The following is a 16,351-nucleotide window of genomic DNA, read 5'->3' as shown; positions in this document are numbered from 1 at the left end:
AGCAGTACACAAAAATTCGAATTATTGACAGGGCATTTCATGACACATCCAGTTGTAACCAAGGCCTCCCAACTGATTCTGGCCGGCGATCTGAGCGGCGCGGAAACCGCGCTGGCCACCCTGGCCGACACCGAGGGCGACGACGCCCTGGTCACCGTCTTGAACGATGTGCCGCCGAAAGACCTGCTGGCGATCATGCGCGGCTTCGATGGCTCGAAGCAGTCGGTCGTCAACATGCTGGTCACCCCGGAGCAGTTCGCCCGCGCCGTCGTGCTCGAAGCGCGCTATCGCGACCAGACCCACGCCGCCCTGCACGGCATGATGAATGCCGTGATCTACCGCGACGAGGACATGACTGCCGAATACCTCGAAGCAATCGGCGAGATCGATGGCGGCTACGAGGCACTGACCAATTACTTCGCCGAACGCGACGAGGAACTGCTCGACTTTGCGATGAGCGGCCAGTTTTCCGAAGACTTCAACAGCGAACGCGGCCTCGAATCGCGATCGATCTCCTGGCTGAACGAGAAGATCGAGGAGATCGACGAAGCCCTGCATGAGGGCAATTCGCTGACCAGCTCCCGCCCGAAAGTGCCGCGTGCCGAAATCGCCGACCACGACTGGATGGAAACGGCGTGGGTACTGCGCTACGAATTGCCGGACATCTTCGAACAGATCGTCATCGCCCTGCGCGACCGCCTGACTCGCCACGTCGAGGATCTCGAAGAAGGCGTCGCGGCCGACAAGCAGCCGAGCCCGAATGCGGCCGCCGAGGAAGAAGAATCGGCACTGTAAGGGAGTGATGACGTGAAAAATTCAGTTGCCATTGTCGACAACCGTCCCTTCTTCGAGAAAGCCATCCGCTACGGGCTGGAACACGGGCTGCTCAGCCGGGACAACCTGCAGAAGATCGAGGCCGATGCGCCCAAAGGGATCGTCCAGATTGCCGACCATTTCGGGACCGCCTACCTGCGCACCGATCTGGAAACGGCGGTGGCGCGGATGGCCAACCTGATCAGCCTGTATCTCGAAGACAGCACCAACGGCGACCTGCGCGCCGCCGCCCTCTCGCTGCGCGACAACACCCTGCTCTCGCATTCGCGTGGTGGCTCCGAGATGCTGAAACGCCTGCACGCCATGCCCGGCGACACCAGCCTGCACGCCCGGCAGACCGACCCGGCGGCCCAGAAGCTTTTCGTCAACGAACGCAGCTTCGCCTTCCCGCTCAGCCTGACCACCTACCGGGCGCAGGTCAGCCAGTGCCAGGCCAACCAGATGCGCATCGATTTCGCGCGCTGGCTGGCACGGCGCCTCAACACGCAGCCGGACGAGTACGAGAATTTCAGCGCCGAGGAAGTCATCCGCTCCGCCATGCTGGTGCTTTACGTCGGCCCGAAAACCCTGGAAATGCCGTCGAAGACGCAGTTCGTCAAACTGGTCGAAGCGCTGCGCAAGAAGTCGTTCAAGTACAAGACGAGCAGCCTCGACGCCTTTCTGCGCGAAGCGCCGGAAGCGTTTGCCGCACTGACCCGGCAGTCGCTGCAGGAATTCATCGACAGCACCCTGCCCCGCCTCAAGGCGGCGGACAAGTCAGTCGATGAAATCCTGCACGCCGAAGCGCAGGGGGCATTTTTCGTCCGCGAAGTGCCGGAAGAGGATGTCGTCGCCTACGACAAGCTGGTCGCCCGCGAATGGGTCCGCATCACCAAAGGCGATGCCGACGACCCGGCCGTACTCGCCACCATCTTCCTGAACGTCGCCACCGGCCACCCGCCGAAAGCGGCCGCCCTGCTCAAGGAAGCAAAGGCGATCATCCAGTCCTTCCGGGCGAATGGCTTCGACTCGAACGCCGTGCTCGCCTTCATCGACGCCTACGCCCCCTTCGAGCAACGGGAAGACCTGAAGGCGATGTGGGCGCAGGACCTGAAGCCGGATGCCGAAATCCACCTCGCCGACAACGATCCGCAAATGCCCGACGCCTACATGGAGCGGGCCCTGAAATACTTCAAACAGAACTGCGTCGGCAGCTGGAAGGGAAGCAGCCGCTAAGCCGCTGAATTTATCGGGCATTCGGCATGGATGGATGCCGGCTGTGTAAGATGGCAGCATCCCTGCCAGTCCTGGCCGGCCGACATCCCGAGAGGTAATCGCCCATGAAAGTTCAAGCATCCCTGTTGCTCAGCATGGCTTTTCTGTTCGCCAACCAGCCCGCCCTGGCCGAGGAAAACCCGAAGGAAACCAGCACCGAGCAGTCGCCGACCAGTTCGCTCAGCGCCGAGGAGCAGCAAAAAAGGCGGGACGGCATCCGCCAGATGCGCGACGAGACACTGGAACGACTGTTCAAGGCACATCCCAAAGCGCGCGAAGAAATCCGGAAAGCCGTCGGCTATGCGGTGTTCGACGCCTCGCAGTCGAACATCATCCTGCTGGTCACCGGCCATGGCATCGGCGTCGCGGTCGACAATGGCAGCAAGCAGGAAACCTTTATGAAAATGGCCCGCCTCGGCACCGGCCCGGGCATCGGCTACAAGAGCTACAAACAGGTCCTGATCTTCAAGGACAAGACGCTGTTCAACACCTTCGGCACGGTCGGCGCCGACGTTTCAGCCAGCGGCGATGCGACGCTCAAGCTGAAGGACAAGGGCGACAACCTGGTCCTCGATGGCACCGTGTCCTTCAACCCACTGCTCTCGGTGTACCAGATGACCGACCGCGGCGCCCTGTTGCAGGCGAACTGGGGCGGCGTCGGTTACCTGCCCGATGGCGACCTCAACAAACCGGTCAAGGACGCCGTCAAGTAAGGCCTTGCGCCGCCGTCAGCAACACTCCTCCTCGACCTGCATCAGCAAGCGCAGCGCTTCGCCGTCGGCACAGCTTTCAAACAGTTCCCGGATCTGGTTGATATATGAGTGGACCAGAAACAGGTCGTCCGGCACCGGGCCGCTGCGCGGCTGGCGCTTGGCCATGAAATATTCCCAGAACGAGCGCTCCGGCCCGGCCCCGGGCAGGTTCCGCTCGATCAAGGCCATCACCCGTCGGGCATTGCCGGCGCAATCGATTCCGTCGAAAGTCGTGTAGCGGTCGGTCTTACTGCGACAAGCGCAGGCGGCAGGTGTCCCTCGAATCTCTTCCATGCTGCACTCCCTTTGAACTAAGTGAAGCGCACTGTAGCGGTTTGCCGCCCGGCTTTCCGTCGGCTGGCCGACAGTTTTCCGTTCAGGCTGCGGGGTCGGGACAGCGCTCGGCGAGGGCCGCCAGCGAGCGGACCAGCAGGCGCCGGCGGCCCTGCCGTTGCAGTACGCCTTCGCGGGTCCATTGGTTGATCAGCAGTGAGACGGTTTGCCGCGTCGTGCCGAGCAGGCTGGCGATGTCTTCCATGCCGAGATCGAGCGGAATCAGCCACCCCTCGTCGGTGACGATGCCTCGCCGGTCGGCCAACCCGAGCAGAAAGCGGGCGAGGCGGGCCGGCACTTCGCGGAAAGCGAGGTCCTCGACCAGGTTGACCGCATTGGCCAGCAAGCGGCCGAGCACCCGCATCATCACCGGCGTGATCGACGGATCGCTGGCCAGTTTGCGGGCAAAGGCCGCCGTCTCCATCAAGAGCAGCGTGCTGGGCGCCACCGCTTCGACATAGGTCGGTGTGTGCGTGGTGTAGATATCGCCAGGCTCAAGAAAACTGAGGCTCAGTTCGCGGTTCTCACCGGCCAGATAGACGCGCAAACGGCCGCTGTGCACGATGAAAACCTGATCCCGGCGTACGGTCGGCGTCGACAACAGGCAGCCCTTGGCCAACTCCCGACGCTCAAAGCCGAGTTGCGAGAATTGCGCCAGCGCATTGCGCGAATGATGAGGGGAGTGAGGGGCGGCATCCATACTTCAGCGCAAGCAAAAGCAGGACCACGCCCCCGGCCAGCAGAATCAGGGACTTGGCTGCGCCAGCCCGGTCAGCTTTGCGACAAAGTTGCCCCGCCCGCTGCGCCCGGGTTAGACGGCGACCAGCGTCTGCCGGCCGTACCACTCCTCGCCGGCCGGCAACTGCACCGGCTCGCGCACGGCCGCCGCCTCGACGCACAGCATGTGCCGCCAGCCATCCACCGGCATGTCCTTGAGTTCGGCGCAGCGCTCGACCCAGGGATTCCAGACCACGACATCGGGAAAGCCCTGGCTCTGGATACCCAGGCTGAGATTGCCGGCCTTCAGCAACTGCGGGCGCTTGACGTCGAAATAGACGCGGTCGACCTCGCTTTCGACGACCAATTCGGTACCGGTTTCGCGCCGCTCCGCATCATCATTGACCGCATCGCGGTAGTCGTAGCCGTACAGTCCCTCGATTGCGGCATCCTCGACCTGGGTCACCCGCAGGTACGAATGCAAGGCCCCGGTGAACGCAAAGGGCGCCCCCCCGGTGTTGGTGATGCTCAATTCGATGTCGATGCGGTCGGCTTCCAGCATCAGCGTCAGTTCGGCGAGAAAGCTGTGTGGCCAGAGGGCGCGTGTCGCCTCGTCATCGGCCAATTCCAGCGTGACCAGCGCGTAATCGTCACCGCAACGTTCGGCATTGACCGTCCATTCGCGGTTGCGCACGAAGCCGTGCTTGGGCAGGTCGCCGGTATTGGCAAACTGCGGAAAGCAGACCGGAATGCCGCCGCGAATCGCAACACTGCCATCGAAGACGGCCCGCTCGGAAAGAAACAGGCGCTCGCGGCCATCCGGCGTTTTCCAGGAAAGCACCTGGGCGCCCAACTTGCTGATAATGGCGACCGAGCCCTTCGGCCCGTTCAAACGCAGGGCGGCGATGCCGTGAAATTCGATTGCTTCAATGGAAGGTGTCATGAGAATTCGGTGATTGGGTGGCCGACGGGACCACGTAAAGGTTGGGGCGAACGTGCAGCATCTCGACGCGGTGACCGAGCATGCTGACGCTGCCGGAACGCCGGTTGTCGCCGGTGTCGCTATATTCGAAGCTGTAGATGCGGCGCAATTGAAGACGGCCCTCGTCATCGCGGGCCGGCCGGAAGCTGCTGATGACGACGGTTTCATCGAGAAACTGCAGACCCTCCTCGGCGCAGGCCTGCTGCGCTGCCTGCATGCCGATTTCGCGCGTTTTCAGGCTGTCGAGCCACAGCCAGACGCCCCCCAGCAGCAGAATGAGGGCGAGTAATTCGTAGAGGTCCATCGGCCAAGTATACGCAAGCTCGGCCAAAGCTCACAGAAATTGCCGGCAAATCGGTTGGCCGCGCCTCGCCCCGGCCAATCGAAAAATGCATTGAAGCCGGCGAAGGGCTAAAATTCTTCGCTCTGGATCCATTTCCCCTCTAAGTTCCCCGCCCAATGCTCAGTTATCGTCATGCCTTTCACGCCGGCAACCATGCCGACGTGCTGAAACACCTCATCCTGATCCAGATCGCCGAATACATGGGCGAGAAACCGGCGCCATTCTGGATCATCGACACCCACGCCGGTGCCGGCCGCTATGCGCTGGAATCTGCGCACGCCAGCAAGCTCGGCGAATATCGCGACGGCGTCGGCCGTCTGTGGGAGGCCAAGGGCCTGCCGCCGGCGGCGCAAAACTATCTGGATTTCGTCAAGATGCTCAACCCGGATGGCCAGTTGCGCCACTATCCGGGCTCGCCGTGGCTGGCCAGCCAGTTGCTGCGCGAAAGCGATCGCCTGCGCCTCTACGAACTGCACAGCACCGATCTCAAGCTGCTGCAGGAATGCTTCAAGACGGCCGGGCGCCAGGTCACCGTCAATGCCAGCGACGGCTTCGTCGGCCTGAAAGCCATCCTGCCGCCGCCGCCGCGCCGCGCGCTGGTCCTCATCGACCCCTCCTACGAGACGAAGAGCGATTACAGCAACGTGGTCAAGGGCTTGCAGGAAGCCCTGAAGCGCTTTGCCACCGGCACCTACGCGCTGTGGTATCCGATGTTGTCCAAGCTGGAATCGCGGCAGTTGCCGGGCAAGCTGAAAGGCCTGGGCGCCACCAACTGGCTGCATGCGACGCTGGAAGTCTGCGCCCCGTCGAAAGACGGCTTCGGCATGAACGGTAGCGGCATGTTCATCATCAACCCGCCGTGGACGCTGGAAAAGAAACTGCACGAAACGCTGCCCCAACTGGCCAAACTGCTGGCCCAGGGCGACGGTGCGAAATACACGCTGGAAAGCCAGTCAGCCTGATCGTACGGCCGGGCTGACTACCCGGCCCGCTTTGCTCAGGCGCTCACTGTCTCCAGCCGGCCGCCCTTGCGCGCGTACATGTCGCGGTCGCCGTACTTGATCAACTGCTCGGCAGTATCGCCATCCTCCGGGTAGAAGGCCATCCCCACCGCACCGCCGGTTGGCATGCCGGCCGGCAGCAACGACAGATCGACCGTCTGCAGCGGCTGGCTGAGCGCCACCTCGACTTGCCGACGGACCTGCTCGGCAATTTCCCTTGACGGAATATCGTTGATCATCAGCACGAACTCGTCGCCGGCATAACGGGCGACGCGGTCGTCGGACCGGGTCGCATCGCGCAGGCGCTGGCTGATTTCGAGCAGCGTCCGGTCACCGGCATCGTGACCGAAATGGTCATTGATCAGCTTGAAGTTGTTGAGATCGACGAAAAGGACGGCAAAGGATTTGGCATCCCCGGCCCGGCGCCCGTACTGGATGCGCCGTCTGATCTGGCGCAGCATGACATCCCGGTTGTCGAGGCCAGTCAGCGCATCGGTACTCAGGCGGTGCTGCATCTGGCGGAAGGTATTGGCCAGAACGCCGATTTCATCGTTGCGCTGGACGTCGAGCGCGACTTCCAGACGCCCTTCGCCGACTTCCTCTGCCGCCCGCGTCAGGCGCCGCAAATCGCGGCCGACCCATTCAAGCACGCCCAAGCCGAGCATCACGGCGGCAACGGCCGCCAGCAGGCCGATCAGCGCGGCGCGCTGGACATTGGCGGTCACCCCCTGCATGAAATCGCTGCGCGGCACCGCCACGGCAATGATCCAGTCCAACCCGGCATCGTCGCGGACACGATCGAAAGCCAGTTCGACCGCTTCGTTGTCCGGGCCGTCGAAACGCCGGTTGATCGGGCTATCGATCCGCGGCGCCGTCGCCAGGTGTTGCTGCACCTCGGCATAGGCCGCCCGCTGCAGCGCGCTGTCGCTCTCCGCCGCATTGATCCGGGCACTGGTGCCATCCGGCTGGATGGCGATATTCGGGCTGCGCGACGAGGCGATCAGCTTGCCGTCCGGCTCGATGATGAAAGCCACCGCATTGGCGCTGACGCTGAGCCGGCGGACAAACTCGTTGAGCCGCTTGAGCGACAGGTCGGTGGCGACGACCCCCTGAAAGCCGCCCTGCCCGTCGAGGACACGGCGAGCCCGGGTCGCGACCAGTTCGGCGTTGCGAAAATCGATGTAGATCGATGTCCAGGTGTGGGAATTGTTGCTTTCGCCGGCCTTGTACCAGGGACGGGCGCGCGGTTCGAACATCTTCTCTTCGCTGTCCGGTGCCGACAGCGCTCCGTTGATCCCCGAAAAACGGTAAATCTGGCGCGGCTTTTCGGCCTGGCGCTTGATCCGCAACTCGGCGTCCTGCACGTTGAAGCGCCATAGACCGAAAAACTCGCCGCGCAGGTTGCCGTAATAAACATAGTTGTTCGGGTCCAGGTGCAAGGAAGTGGCGATCCAGAAGCGCGTCCGCAAGGTGTCCAATTCGCCGACGATCGAGTCGGGCGCCGCCATGCCGTTCGGGAAGGCCGCTTCGAGTACGGCGCCCGAGCCCACCACATGCCGGTCGATGGCCTGCCCGATGCGGGCGACGGTTTCGAGCAGCAGGTGATTGGCCACGGTATCGACCGTCTGGCTACCGGTCCGGTAGGACAGGCCGCCAATCAGCAGGGCGACACTGAAGACCAGCGCGATATAAGGCAGCGTCAGCCACTGGCGTAGGGATAGATAATTGAACAGGCTCATCGCAACAGGAACAGTCAGGGCGGGGAGAATCGATACTTGCCGTCGATGGCAAGCCGTTGGCGGCGTTATCCTGGCCGGGCGGAAAATCCCATTTCGGGCGCACGCCCCGCCAAGCGACCGGCATTATCGCAGTTAAATGGCATAGATGACGAATGAAAATTCGATCTAGCCAATTCGAGCTACCCACGTCAGCAGGGTAGCTCGCCACCTCCGCCGCCGAACTCAGCGGCTTTTGGTTGCCGTGCCCAGCTCCGTATATTTCGCCCGTGAGCCGTAGGCCTGGTCCACCGGGTATTTGGCGGCATTCTTGAGTAGTTTGGCGCGGGCCGCTTCGGCCAGATCGATGCCGGCCGTATCGGCGATCAGCAGCAGATAAAGCAGGATATCGGCGCATTCGTCGCGCAGCGCTTCAGCGGTTTTCGCCTCGGCCGGCAAGGCGTCGATTTCGGCATCGCTCTTCCACTGCGTCAATTCGAGCAATTCGGCGGCTTCGAGATTGAGCGAGGTGATCAGGTTGCGCAGCGAATGAAACTGCCGCCAATCGCGGGCGTCGCGGAATTCCAGCAATGCTGCGGTCAACCCGGCAAAATCGTTCAATTTCAGCTCCCTGTCGAATGGCCGGTCATGATGCCAGCCTGCGCCCTGCGCGGCAACGCAGCAGCGGGCGGATAGAATACGGCCGACTTGTTCATAGAAAAACAACCATGCCCCGCCTCTCACTGAATAGCCAGATCCTGATCGGTTGCCTGCTCGGCATTGCCGGTGGCCTCTGGCTGAATATTGCTGGATCGGCAGCGCTGCGTCAGGACACCCTGTATGGCGCCAAGCTGCTCGGCACGCTGTTTCTCGACCTGCTGCGCATGGTGCTGGTGCCGCTGATCTTCGCCTCGATTGTCGTCGGTGTCGCCAATCTGCGCGCCAACCAGAAGATGCACCGGGTCTGGATCACGACCCTCGCCTTCTTCAGCCTGTCGATGGCGCTGGCCATCCTGATCGGCTTCGGCGCGGCGCACCTGTTCGAACCGGGCAAGGGCATGCAACTGGAGATGTTTGCCGAGGCCACCAGGAATTTTCAGGCACGACAGATGCCGCTGCCTGAATACATCGCCCAGTTCCTCCATGGCCTGTTCCAGAATCCGTTCAAGGCACTGGCCCAGGGCGATATGCTGGCCATTGTCATCATCGCCCTCTTCCTCGGCATTGCGCTGGTCGTCGGCGGCGAGCGCTATCGCAACCTGCGCCTGCTGATCCAGGAATTGCAGGAGCTTTGCCTAATGATCGTCGGCTGGATCATGCGCCTGGCGCCGCTCGGTATCGCCGCCCTGCTGCTGCAACTGGTCGCCAGCCAGAACGCCGCCCTGCTCGGCAGCCTGCTCCACTTCATCGGCGTTGTCATCGGCAGCACGCTGTTCCACGGCGTCATCGTCCTGCCGCTGCTGCTCTACATCGTGACCCGCATGTCGCCGTTACACTTCTGGCGCGGCGCCCGTGAAGCGCTGATCACCGCCTTTGCCACCAGTTCAAGTTCGGCCACGCTACCCATCACGTTGCGCTGCACCGAGCAGCATCTACACGTCAAAAAGGATATCGCCAACTTCGTCGTGCCGCTCGGCGCCACTGTCAACATGGATGGCACGGCCTTGTACGAAGCGGCGGCCGCCCTCTTCGTCGCCCGCCTGGCCGGCATCGAACTCGACATCGCCAGTCAGGCGATCATCTTCTTCGTTGCCATGCTCGGCGCCATCGGCGCCCCCGGCATCCCGAGCGTCGGCATGCTGAGCATGGTGCTGGTTCTCGAGTCGGTCGGCCTGCCCAGTGCCGCCATCGCCATCCTGCTGCCGATTGACCGCATCCTCGACACTGTCCGCACAGCCGTCAATGTCGAGGGCGACATGGTCGGCAGCCTGATCGTCCAGCGCCTGAGCGGGAGCGATACGGTCGCCGCCTGAGACTTCATTCCATTTCGAAGCGGTCGAAGGCAACTTCCAGGGATTCGATCAGCGGCTCCAAGCCCAGCGCATTCAGGGGCGAGACCTGATAATTGACCGGTCTCGCCTGCAAGAACTTCCAGATCAGTACGACCTCGCTACGATCTTCGTTGAGCAGTTTGACAGTGATGGTGCGGGTCGCCTTGATGTCCTGGTTACGCAAGGCATTCCACCATTGATACCAAAGCAGGGAACCGATCACGCCGCGGCGCAGCAACAGGTTGCCGTAACGGGTCAGCGTCTGCAGCTTGCGCGGTTGCGACTCCTTGTCGTTGCCGTTACGGTAATCGAGCATCTGCACACGGGCTTCGGGAAAAACCACCTCGCACAACCCGCTTTCCGGCCCGAACTCATCGCCATTGCCCAGATCGACGACAAAATTGATGCCCGTATAGGGCTTTTCCCGGAAGATCGCCATTTGTTTTTCCTCTTTACTAGGATTAGTCACAACCGACGGGCGACGCCCCGCCGCCGAGGCGGATAAAGCAGCTGGTTTTTTCATGGCCCGGGCCATCAGGCGAGCTGACGCTCAAGTGCATTGAGCAGCGCCAGCCGTTCTTTCAAGCCCTGCGTACCACCGTTGATGGAGCGGGTAATGACTGTGAAATCCTCGAGATCGTCATCGCCGGTCCGGTCGTCGGCCAGCGCATTCAAGCCCCGTGAGTTCCAGAACCAGGCGGCGCTGAGGGCGGCATACTGCGGCTGGATGAGCAGCCCCGGATCATTCAGCAGATCGAGGTCGAGCGCCTTGGCGCAGGCGGCGTAATTGCTCCGTCCGGTGACCTGAATCAGGCCGCGACCGCGGTACTTGTAGCCGTCGCCGGAGCGCGCGTCGCCGTTGCCGAGACGATTGGCATAGACATAATTTGCCAGGCGTTCCTCGTTCTTGACGTAAGGCGCGGCAATTGCCTCACTCGGAAAGCGCTTCGGCCAGACCTTCATCAGGCGTTGCGGGGTCGTGTAATAGAGGCTTTCGACCAGGCGGTTGAACTGCCCCGACTCGTGCCCCGTCTGCGCCAGAAAGCTGGCGATGCGAGCCGGCGTGTTGATCTCGTAACGCTGCATGGCCGCCGATAGCACCGGCGCCCAGCCGGCCGGGTCGCGACAGAGTGGCAGTGCATTGCGGATGACTTGCTCGCTGATCTGCATGGTTTTCTCCTCCGGTCGACTGATAATCAACGGCCGAGACGTTGCATCAGCAAGGCGTACTCGGCCGGACTTTGCTCCTTCAGGCGTTCGATATCGTCGGCGATGCTGCGCGCCGTGGCGGCGAACTCCTTTTTCTTCAGCGTCTCGATATCGTCATGAATCTGGCGCAGATCTTTAAGCGACTTCGTCACCTTGGCCGAGTCGATCTTGCCCTTCGCGCTCAACTCAAGCAGGACTTCGGTAATCAGCCCGAGCTGCTTGCCGTAGGAGGCGCGCTCGAAAGCTTTTTTCTCGATCCGGGCAACACCAGAGGTTGGCAATATCGCGTCGAAAAACCAGTTGGTATTCGGCTCGATCTGCTGGGCAACGCTGCCGCTCCACGGGTAATGCAACTGCGGAGACCAAATCCAGAACCAGGGAATCATCGTGTTCTCCTCTTCGGCAGAGCGACTTGAATCAGGCACACCGAGCCGGCGGCCCCGTCGTTTGAGCTTAGGAAACGAAGGCGAAAATGTCCAAGGAATAAAATGACCGGGGCGACTGAAAGCTCATCCGCTTGGGTCCGCATCAGCCGCCGCCGTAGAATCGGGCCATGCCTGCGGTCGACACCGCAAAATGGCCAATTTTCAGAAAATGGAGACGACATGCCCCTGTTCCGCCTCGGCGACAAACAGCCCCAACTCGGTGAAAACGCCTGGGTTGCCCCCAATGCCACAGTGATCGGCGACATCCGGCTCGGCGCCAACGCTTCGATCTGGTTCAACGCCACGCTGCGCGGCGACAACGACCCGATTCACATCGGCGACAACACCAATATCCAGGATGGCTCCGTGCTGCATACCGACGAAGGGGTGCCGATGCACATCGGCAACAACGTCACCGTCGGCCATCTCGTCATGCTGCACGGCTGCACGGTCGGCGACGGCAGCCTGATCGGGATCGGCTCGGTGATCCTCAACCGGGCGGTGATCGGCAAAGGTTGCATCGTTGGCGCCAACACGCTGATTCCGGAAGGCAAGGTCTTTCCCGACCGCGTGCTGATCGTCGGCTCGCCGGGCAAGGTGGTGCGCGAACTGAGCGACGCCGAGGTCGCCAATCTGCAAAAGTCAGCCGAACACTACGTCGATAACGCCGGCCGTTACCGCTCGACGCTGAGCCCGCTGTAAACGACAACGCGGGGCCGCAGCCCCACATTTTCAAGCGCGGTCGAGGTTCAGACGGCGCTCGACAGATTGGACAGTGTGATGTTCGGGCGCAGCGATTCCATCACCTTCTGCAGGCCGACCCGGGCCCGCGTGTTGATGACCAGCGGTGCCCGCAAATTGGGGCTGATCACCGCCTTGCCATCGACTTCCTTCTTGAACAGCAACTGCATCACCGCGATGTCCTCGGTCGCCGGCGACTGCAGCAGCGCATTCTCGGCATCGCTCAACAGCAGTTCATAATTGAAGCCCAGCGTTGCCGGATCGACGATCTGGAAGGCCAGGTTGGGATCGTCCAGCGACTGCAGCGTGAAGCTGGCCGCCTCGGCCTTGTCGTCTTCGTGGACCAGCGTGTAGCGCTTGCTTTCCTCGAAGCCGACCAGGCCGCTCGGGAAGTTGATGACTTTTTCCGGGCTGATTTCGACGGCGCCGAACAAATAGGTTTCAACTTTCATCTTGTTCCTCCTTGTCATTGAAATACTTCTGCTCAGCATGCTACACCAATGAAACGCTGTTGTATTTTCGGCCCGGATTGCGCATAGTTCACCCCCCTTTTTTGCTGCACTGCCGCACCCATGCTGCCACCGATAGAACATCGCATCGCCATCGAGCTGGGCGTCCGCCCGGCCCAGGTCAACGCCGCCATCGCCCTGCTCGACGAAGGCGCCACCGTGCCCTTCATCTCGCGCTACCGCAAGGAGGCCACCGATGGCCTGGACGACACCCAGTTGCGCAACCTCGAAGAGCGCCTGACCTACCTGCGCGACCTGGAAGATCGCCGTAGCGCCATCCTGGCCAGCATCGAGGAACAGGGCAAGCTGACGCCGGAACTGAAAGCCGAGATCAGCGATGCCGAAACCAAGCAGCGCCTGGAAGATTTGTACCTGCCATACAAGCAGAAGCGCCGGACCAAGGCGCAGATCGCCCGCGAAGCCGGCATCGAGCCGCTCGCCCTCGGCCTGCTCGACGACCCGAACCTGACGCCGGATGACGAAGCCGAGAAGTTCATCAACGCCGAGGCCGGCTTTGCCGACGCCCGCGCGGTGCTCGACGGCGCCCGCCAGATCCTGATGGAAAAGTTCGCCGAAGATGCTCTGCTGTTGCAAACCCTGCGCGAATACCTGAATGAACACGGCCACGTCCGGTCGACCGTCGTCGAAGGCAAGGAAACCGAAGGCGCCAAGTTCCGCGACTGGTTCGACTTCGCCGAGCCGATTGCCAGCATGCCGTCGCACCGCGCGCTCGCCCTGCTCCGCGGTCGCAACGAAGGCATGCTGCAGGTCGCCCTGGTGCTCGATTCGGAACTCGACGAAGAAAACATCAAGCCCGGCCCCAATCCGTGCGAACAGCGTATCGCCGCCCGCTTCGGCATCAAGGCACAGGGCCGCCCGGCCGACAAGTGGCTGGCCGATACGGTGCGCTGGACCTGGAAGGTCAAGGTTTATACCCACCTCGAACTCGAACTGATGAACGAGCTGCGTGAGCGCGCCGAGGAAGAAGCAATCCGCGTCTTCGGCCGCAACCTGAAAGACCTGCTGCTCGCTGCCCCGGCCGGCCAGCACGTGACGATGGGCATCGACCCGGGCATCCGCACCGGCTGCAAGATCGCCGTCGTCGACGCCACCGGCAAGCTGCTCGACACCGCCACCATCTACCCGCACGAACCGCGCTGCGACTGGGCCGGGTCAATCTCGACCATCGCCCGCCTGGCCTCGGCACACGGCGTGTCGCTGGTTGCCATCGGCAACGGCACGGCCAGCCGCGAAACCGACAAGCTGGTGCAGGACGTCATGAAGAAGTATCCGGAAGCCCGGCTGCAAAAGATCGTCGTCTCCGAAGCCGGCGCCTCGGTCTACTCCGCCTCCGAATTCGCCGCCAAGGAATTCCCCGATCTCGACGTCTCAATTCGTGGTGCAGTGTCGATTGCCCGTCGCCTGCAGGACCCGCTGGCAGAACTGGTCAAGATCGAACCGAAGTCGATCGGTGTCGGCCAGTACCAGCACGACGTCTCGCAGACCAAGCTGGCGCGCAACCTCGACGCCGTCGTCGAAGACTGCGTCAATGCCGTTGGCGTAGACGTCAACACCGCGTCAATTCCGCTGCTCACCCGCATCTCCGGGCTGAACGCCGGGCTGGCCGCCAATATCGTCAGCTATCGCGACAGCAACGGCGCCTTCAAGAGCCGCAACGAGCTGAAGAAAGTCCCGCGCCTCGGCGACAAGACTTTCGAACAGGCCGCCGGCTTCCTGCGCGTGCCGAACGGCGACAACCCGCTCGACAGTTCTTCGGTGCACCCGGAAGCCTACCCGGTCGTCGAAAAGATCATTGTCGACCTGAAGAAGTCGATTAAGGAAATCCTCGGCGACAGCCGCGCCCTGAAAGGCCTCAATCCGGCCAAATACACCGACGAGCGCTTCGGTCTGCCGACCGTGCAGGACATTTTCAAGGAACTGGAAAAACCGGGCCGCGACCCGCGCCCCGAGTTCAAGACGGCGACTTTCGCCGACGGCGTCGAAAAGGTCGGCGACCTGCGGCCGGGCATGATCCTCGAAGGCGTTGTCACCAACGTCGCCGCCTTCGGTGCCTTCGTCGATATCGGCGTCCATCAGGACGGCCTGGTGCACGTCTCGGCGCTCTCCAACACCTTCGTCAAGGACCCGCACGAAGTGGTCAAGGCCGGCCAGATCGTCAAGGTCAAGGTGCTCGAAGTCGACCTGCAACGCCAGCGCATCGCGCTGACCATGCGCATGGGCGACGAACCGACCCAGGCCAAACGCCACGACAACGCCCCGACCAGCCGCGGCGCCGCGAACCCTCGCCAACAACAAAGGAGCAGCGGCCCGGCCCCGTCCGGCAACGCGATGGCCGCCGCCTTCGCCAAGCTGAAGAAGTAATCGCTACGCCCCGGGGCGCCAAGGCCGCCCCTGCGGTCGACCGGTAAAATCGGCAAAAAAAGGCGGCTGCAAAGCCGCCTTTTTGCTTGCTGGTACTCGTTGGTAAGTTGCAGTAACTACCGCTTCGTGCCTTCAGCGGCCTGATGACGATTGCAACGCTGATGTCCGGAATGGTCAAATTCTGGACATTGCCATGTTCATCTCTGGCGATTAAGAGGGGGGTAATTTTCGCAGGCGCTGGAATTTAGTCCTCTGCGTTCGAAGCTACGCTCAATCTCGGAAAGTATCACTTCACGCCGAATCCGCCCTTTTTCAGCGCCGCTTTCGTAATATGAAGACCAGCAAAGTTCAGTGACAGGTATCCGGTCAAAATACGCCTCAACGTCCTGCCGAGGCGCACCTTCAATCCATGCCGGACTACCCCTGAAGCCAAGAGTAACCGAGGCATCGGAATTGAAAGCGCACCCTGCTAATAAGGCACAGAGCGGCATTAGTGGGCTTAACAAATTCACGAAATTCCCAACCCTGTATGGCTCAAAACATACTAGCCTCAGTTAATCACACTACCGACTGAAGATTAGCCAACACCGCCTTGGCCTGATAAAACAAGGACTAGATTCGGCCGCTAAAGCCTCATGACCAAAAAGAACCTCGTGTCCGCTCTTGGGCCGAAAGTTGGAACGATACCGCTATGCGTTTCGGGTGGCGACAGGCAGCAACTTGCCGATTTCTGCCCGATAAAAGCCGCTTAAGATGCAGTCAGGTAAACTGAGCTTTCAAGAGATGCCATCAGGCGAAAGGATGTTCATCATGGCAAAGAAAACTCAGGTGACTGTTTCCAATGACGCTGAAGACTATAGAGACGTGGTCATACGCATCAACTTGGACGGAAAAACCGACTGGCTGTTTACGGTAAGTCTGGATAAAGAATTCGATCTGGTCCTCGAGGATGCCGCGCCACGTTCTTCGGCGACCGACACCGAGAAGTTCATTGAAAACGACAAGGTGCCGCCAGAGGTACTCGCCGAGCTTGAGCGTGTTCAGCCGGAAGTGATGGCACTGCTGCAGCCTGAGGCGCAATCATGACCGCCGAAGCCTGGGCATTATCAAATTTTTTGTGCTGACACCGGGCATAGCCAAATTGTACCGAACACATTAAGGAC

At 61.6% G+C, this 16,351-nt stretch carries 18 protein-coding genes; 8 read left to right on the top strand and 10 right to left on the bottom strand.

All coding sequences use genetic code 11. The features are described 5' to 3' along the window. The first annotated feature begins 39 nt into the window (after positions 1-39). The 3 genes from GH663_RS04995 (at position 40) to GH663_RS04985 (ending at position 2,801) form a co-directional block, all read left to right on the top strand. Positions 40-795, top strand: coding sequence for a hypothetical protein (locus GH663_RS04995; protein WP_153130578.1), 756 nt, complete (start codon positions 40-42; stop codon positions 793-795). 12 nt (positions 796-807) lie between these two features. Continuing rightward, the gene (locus tag GH663_RS04990) at positions 808-2,049 is read left to right on the top strand and encodes a hypothetical protein (protein WP_153130577.1); all 1,242 of its coding nucleotides are present in this window, start codon (positions 808-810) and stop codon (positions 2,047-2,049) included. Between the two features lie 104 nt (positions 2,050-2,153). Next, positions 2,154-2,801 carry a lipid-binding SYLF domain-containing protein gene (locus GH663_RS04985; protein ID WP_153130576.1) on the top strand — a complete coding sequence of 216 codons (648 nt, stop codon included), beginning with the start codon at positions 2,154-2,156 and terminating at the stop codon, positions 2,799-2,801. A gap of 15 nt (positions 2,802-2,816) precedes the next feature. On the opposite strand, the gene cowN is transcribed toward GH663_RS04985, so the two are convergent. From cowN to GH663_RS04965, 4 genes are all read right to left on the bottom strand, one after another. After that, positions 2,817-3,134 carry a N(2)-fixation sustaining protein CowN gene (gene cowN, locus GH663_RS04980; RefSeq protein ID WP_153130575.1) on the bottom strand — a complete coding sequence of 106 codons (318 nt, stop codon included), beginning with the start codon at positions 3,132-3,134 and terminating at the stop codon, positions 2,817-2,819. A gap of 82 nt (positions 3,135-3,216) precedes the next feature. Then, positions 3,217-3,873, bottom strand: a complete 657-nt coding sequence (locus tag GH663_RS04975; RefSeq protein WP_153130574.1) for a Crp/Fnr family transcriptional regulator — start codon at positions 3,871-3,873, stop codon at positions 3,217-3,219. A 111-nt stretch (positions 3,874-3,984) separates the two neighbouring features. Next, on the bottom strand, positions 3,985-4,833 hold the full coding sequence (locus tag GH663_RS04970; RefSeq protein ID WP_153130573.1) for a D-hexose-6-phosphate mutarotase: 849 nt from the start codon (positions 4,831-4,833) through the stop codon (positions 3,985-3,987). After that, positions 4,817-5,176 carry a DUF3301 domain-containing protein gene (locus GH663_RS04965; RefSeq protein WP_153130572.1) on the bottom strand — a complete coding sequence of 120 codons (360 nt, stop codon included), beginning with the start codon at positions 5,174-5,176 and terminating at the stop codon, positions 4,817-4,819. Before GH663_RS04965 ends, GH663_RS04970 begins: the two co-directional genes overlap by 17 nt. A 155-nt stretch (positions 5,177-5,331) precedes the next feature. Between GH663_RS04965 and GH663_RS04960 the strand changes: the two genes are divergently transcribed. Continuing rightward, on the top strand, positions 5,332-6,177 hold the full coding sequence (locus GH663_RS04960) for a 23S rRNA (adenine(2030)-N(6))-methyltransferase RlmJ (RefSeq protein ID WP_153130571.1): 846 nt from the start codon (positions 5,332-5,334) through the stop codon (positions 6,175-6,177). 35 nt (positions 6,178-6,212) lie between these two features. On the opposite strand, the gene GH663_RS04955 is transcribed toward GH663_RS04960, so the two are convergent. Next, positions 6,213-7,955 carry a sensor domain-containing diguanylate cyclase gene (locus tag GH663_RS04955; RefSeq protein ID WP_153130570.1) on the bottom strand — a complete coding sequence of 581 codons (1,743 nt, stop codon included), beginning with the start codon at positions 7,953-7,955 and terminating at the stop codon, positions 6,213-6,215. A 222-nt stretch (positions 7,956-8,177) separates the two neighbouring features. Then, entirely contained in the window at positions 8,178-8,552 is a 375-nt protein-coding gene (locus GH663_RS04950; protein WP_153130569.1) for a nucleotide pyrophosphohydrolase, read from the bottom strand. 107 nt (positions 8,553-8,659) lie between these two features. On the opposite strand from GH663_RS04950, the gene GH663_RS04945 reads away from it, so the two are divergent. After that, positions 8,660-9,904, top strand: a complete 1,245-nt coding sequence (locus GH663_RS04945) for a dicarboxylate/amino acid:cation symporter (protein WP_153130568.1) — start codon at positions 8,660-8,662, stop codon at positions 9,902-9,904. Between the two features lie 4 nt (positions 9,905-9,908). On the opposite strand, the gene GH663_RS04940 is transcribed toward GH663_RS04945, so the two are convergent. From GH663_RS04940 to GH663_RS21055, 3 genes are all read right to left on the bottom strand, one after another. Beyond that, positions 9,909-10,361, bottom strand: a complete 453-nt coding sequence (locus tag GH663_RS04940; protein ID WP_170291339.1) for a phage tail protein — start codon at positions 10,359-10,361, stop codon at positions 9,909-9,911. Positions 10,362-10,456: 95 nt separating this feature from the next. Further along, on the bottom strand, positions 10,457-11,092 hold the full coding sequence (locus GH663_RS04935) for a glycoside hydrolase family 19 protein (RefSeq protein ID WP_153130566.1): 636 nt from the start codon (positions 11,090-11,092) through the stop codon (positions 10,457-10,459). A 26-nt stretch (positions 11,093-11,118) separates the two neighbouring features. Next, positions 11,119-11,517 (bottom strand): hypothetical protein, encoded by a 399-nt coding sequence (locus GH663_RS21055; protein ID WP_066880343.1) that lies wholly within the window; start codon positions 11,515-11,517, stop codon positions 11,119-11,121. Positions 11,518-11,736: 219 nt separating this feature from the next. Here GH663_RS21055 and GH663_RS04925 point away from each other — a divergent pair, with 219 nt between their 5' ends. Beyond that, positions 11,737-12,258, top strand: coding sequence for a gamma carbonic anhydrase family protein (locus GH663_RS04925; protein ID WP_153130565.1), 522 nt, complete (start codon positions 11,737-11,739; stop codon positions 12,256-12,258). A 47-nt stretch (positions 12,259-12,305) separates the two neighbouring features. Here GH663_RS04925 and fliW read toward each other — a convergent pair whose 3' ends face one another. Next, positions 12,306-12,749 (bottom strand): flagellar assembly protein FliW, encoded by a 444-nt coding sequence (gene fliW / locus GH663_RS04920; RefSeq protein WP_066880347.1) that lies wholly within the window; start codon positions 12,747-12,749, stop codon positions 12,306-12,308. 120 nt (positions 12,750-12,869) lie between these two features. On the opposite strand from fliW, the gene GH663_RS04915 reads away from it, so the two are divergent. Both GH663_RS04915 and GH663_RS04910 read left to right on the top strand, forming a co-directional pair. After that, positions 12,870-15,188, top strand: a complete 2,319-nt coding sequence (locus tag GH663_RS04915; RefSeq protein ID WP_153130564.1) for a Tex family protein — start codon at positions 12,870-12,872, stop codon at positions 15,186-15,188. 810 nt (positions 15,189-15,998) lie between these two features. Continuing rightward, on the top strand, positions 15,999-16,274 hold the full coding sequence (locus tag GH663_RS04910; RefSeq protein WP_153130563.1) for a hypothetical protein: 276 nt from the start codon (positions 15,999-16,001) through the stop codon (positions 16,272-16,274). Positions 16,275-16,351 lie beyond the last annotated feature (77 nt).

The organism is Dechloromonas hortensis (genome assembly GCF_009469765.1).
Lineage (GTDB): Bacteria > Pseudomonadota > Gammaproteobacteria > Burkholderiales > Rhodocyclaceae > Azonexus > Azonexus hortensis.
Note: the sequence above shows the minus strand (reverse complement) of the source record. Positions and strands in the feature narration are given on the sequence as shown.

What these genes read in the sequence shown, in the direction of transcription:
- GH663_RS04935 (WP_153130566.1), bottom strand. Translation starts at nt 11,092, where the DNA reads ATGCAGATCAGCGAGCAAGTCATCCGCAATGCACTGCCACTCTGTCGC.
- GH663_RS04925 (WP_153130565.1), top strand. Translation starts at nt 11,737, where the DNA reads ATGCCCCTGTTCCGCCTCGGCGACAAACAGCCCCAACTCGGTGAAAAC.
- GH663_RS04985 (WP_153130576.1), top strand. Translation starts at nt 2,154, where the DNA reads ATGAAAGTTCAAGCATCCCTGTTGCTCAGCATGGCTTTTCTGTTCGCC.
- GH663_RS04965 (WP_153130572.1), bottom strand. Translation starts at nt 5,176, where the DNA reads ATGGACCTCTACGAATTACTCGCCCTCATTCTGCTGCTGGGGGGCGTC.
- cowN (WP_153130575.1), bottom strand. Translation starts at nt 3,134, where the DNA reads ATGGAAGAGATTCGAGGGACACCTGCCGCCTGCGCTTGTCGCAGTAAG.
- GH663_RS04955 (WP_153130570.1), bottom strand. Translation starts at nt 7,955, where the DNA reads ATGAGCCTGTTCAATTATCTATCCCTACGCCAGTGGCTGACGCTGCCT.
- GH663_RS04995 (WP_153130578.1), top strand. Translation starts at nt 40, where the DNA reads ATGACACATCCAGTTGTAACCAAGGCCTCCCAACTGATTCTGGCCGGC.
- GH663_RS04915 (WP_153130564.1), top strand. Translation starts at nt 12,870, where the DNA reads ATGCTGCCACCGATAGAACATCGCATCGCCATCGAGCTGGGCGTCCGC.
- GH663_RS04960 (WP_153130571.1), top strand. Translation starts at nt 5,332, where the DNA reads ATGCTCAGTTATCGTCATGCCTTTCACGCCGGCAACCATGCCGACGTG.
- GH663_RS04910 (WP_153130563.1), top strand. Translation starts at nt 15,999, where the DNA reads ATGGCAAAGAAAACTCAGGTGACTGTTTCCAATGACGCTGAAGACTAT.
- GH663_RS04940 (WP_170291339.1), bottom strand. Translation starts at nt 10,361, where the DNA reads ATGGCGATCTTCCGGGAAAAGCCCTATACGGGCATCAATTTTGTCGTC.
- GH663_RS04945 (WP_153130568.1), top strand. Translation starts at nt 8,660, where the DNA reads ATGCCCCGCCTCTCACTGAATAGCCAGATCCTGATCGGTTGCCTGCTC.
- GH663_RS04970 (WP_153130573.1), bottom strand. Translation starts at nt 4,833, where the DNA reads ATGACACCTTCCATTGAAGCAATCGAATTTCACGGCATCGCCGCCCTG.
- fliW (WP_066880347.1), bottom strand. Translation starts at nt 12,749, where the DNA reads ATGAAAGTTGAAACCTATTTGTTCGGCGCCGTCGAAATCAGCCCGGAA.
- GH663_RS04975 (WP_153130574.1), bottom strand. Translation starts at nt 3,873, where the DNA reads ATGGATGCCGCCCCTCACTCCCCTCATCATTCGCGCAATGCGCTGGCG.
- GH663_RS21055 (WP_066880343.1), bottom strand. Translation starts at nt 11,517, where the DNA reads ATGATTCCCTGGTTCTGGATTTGGTCTCCGCAGTTGCATTACCCGTGG.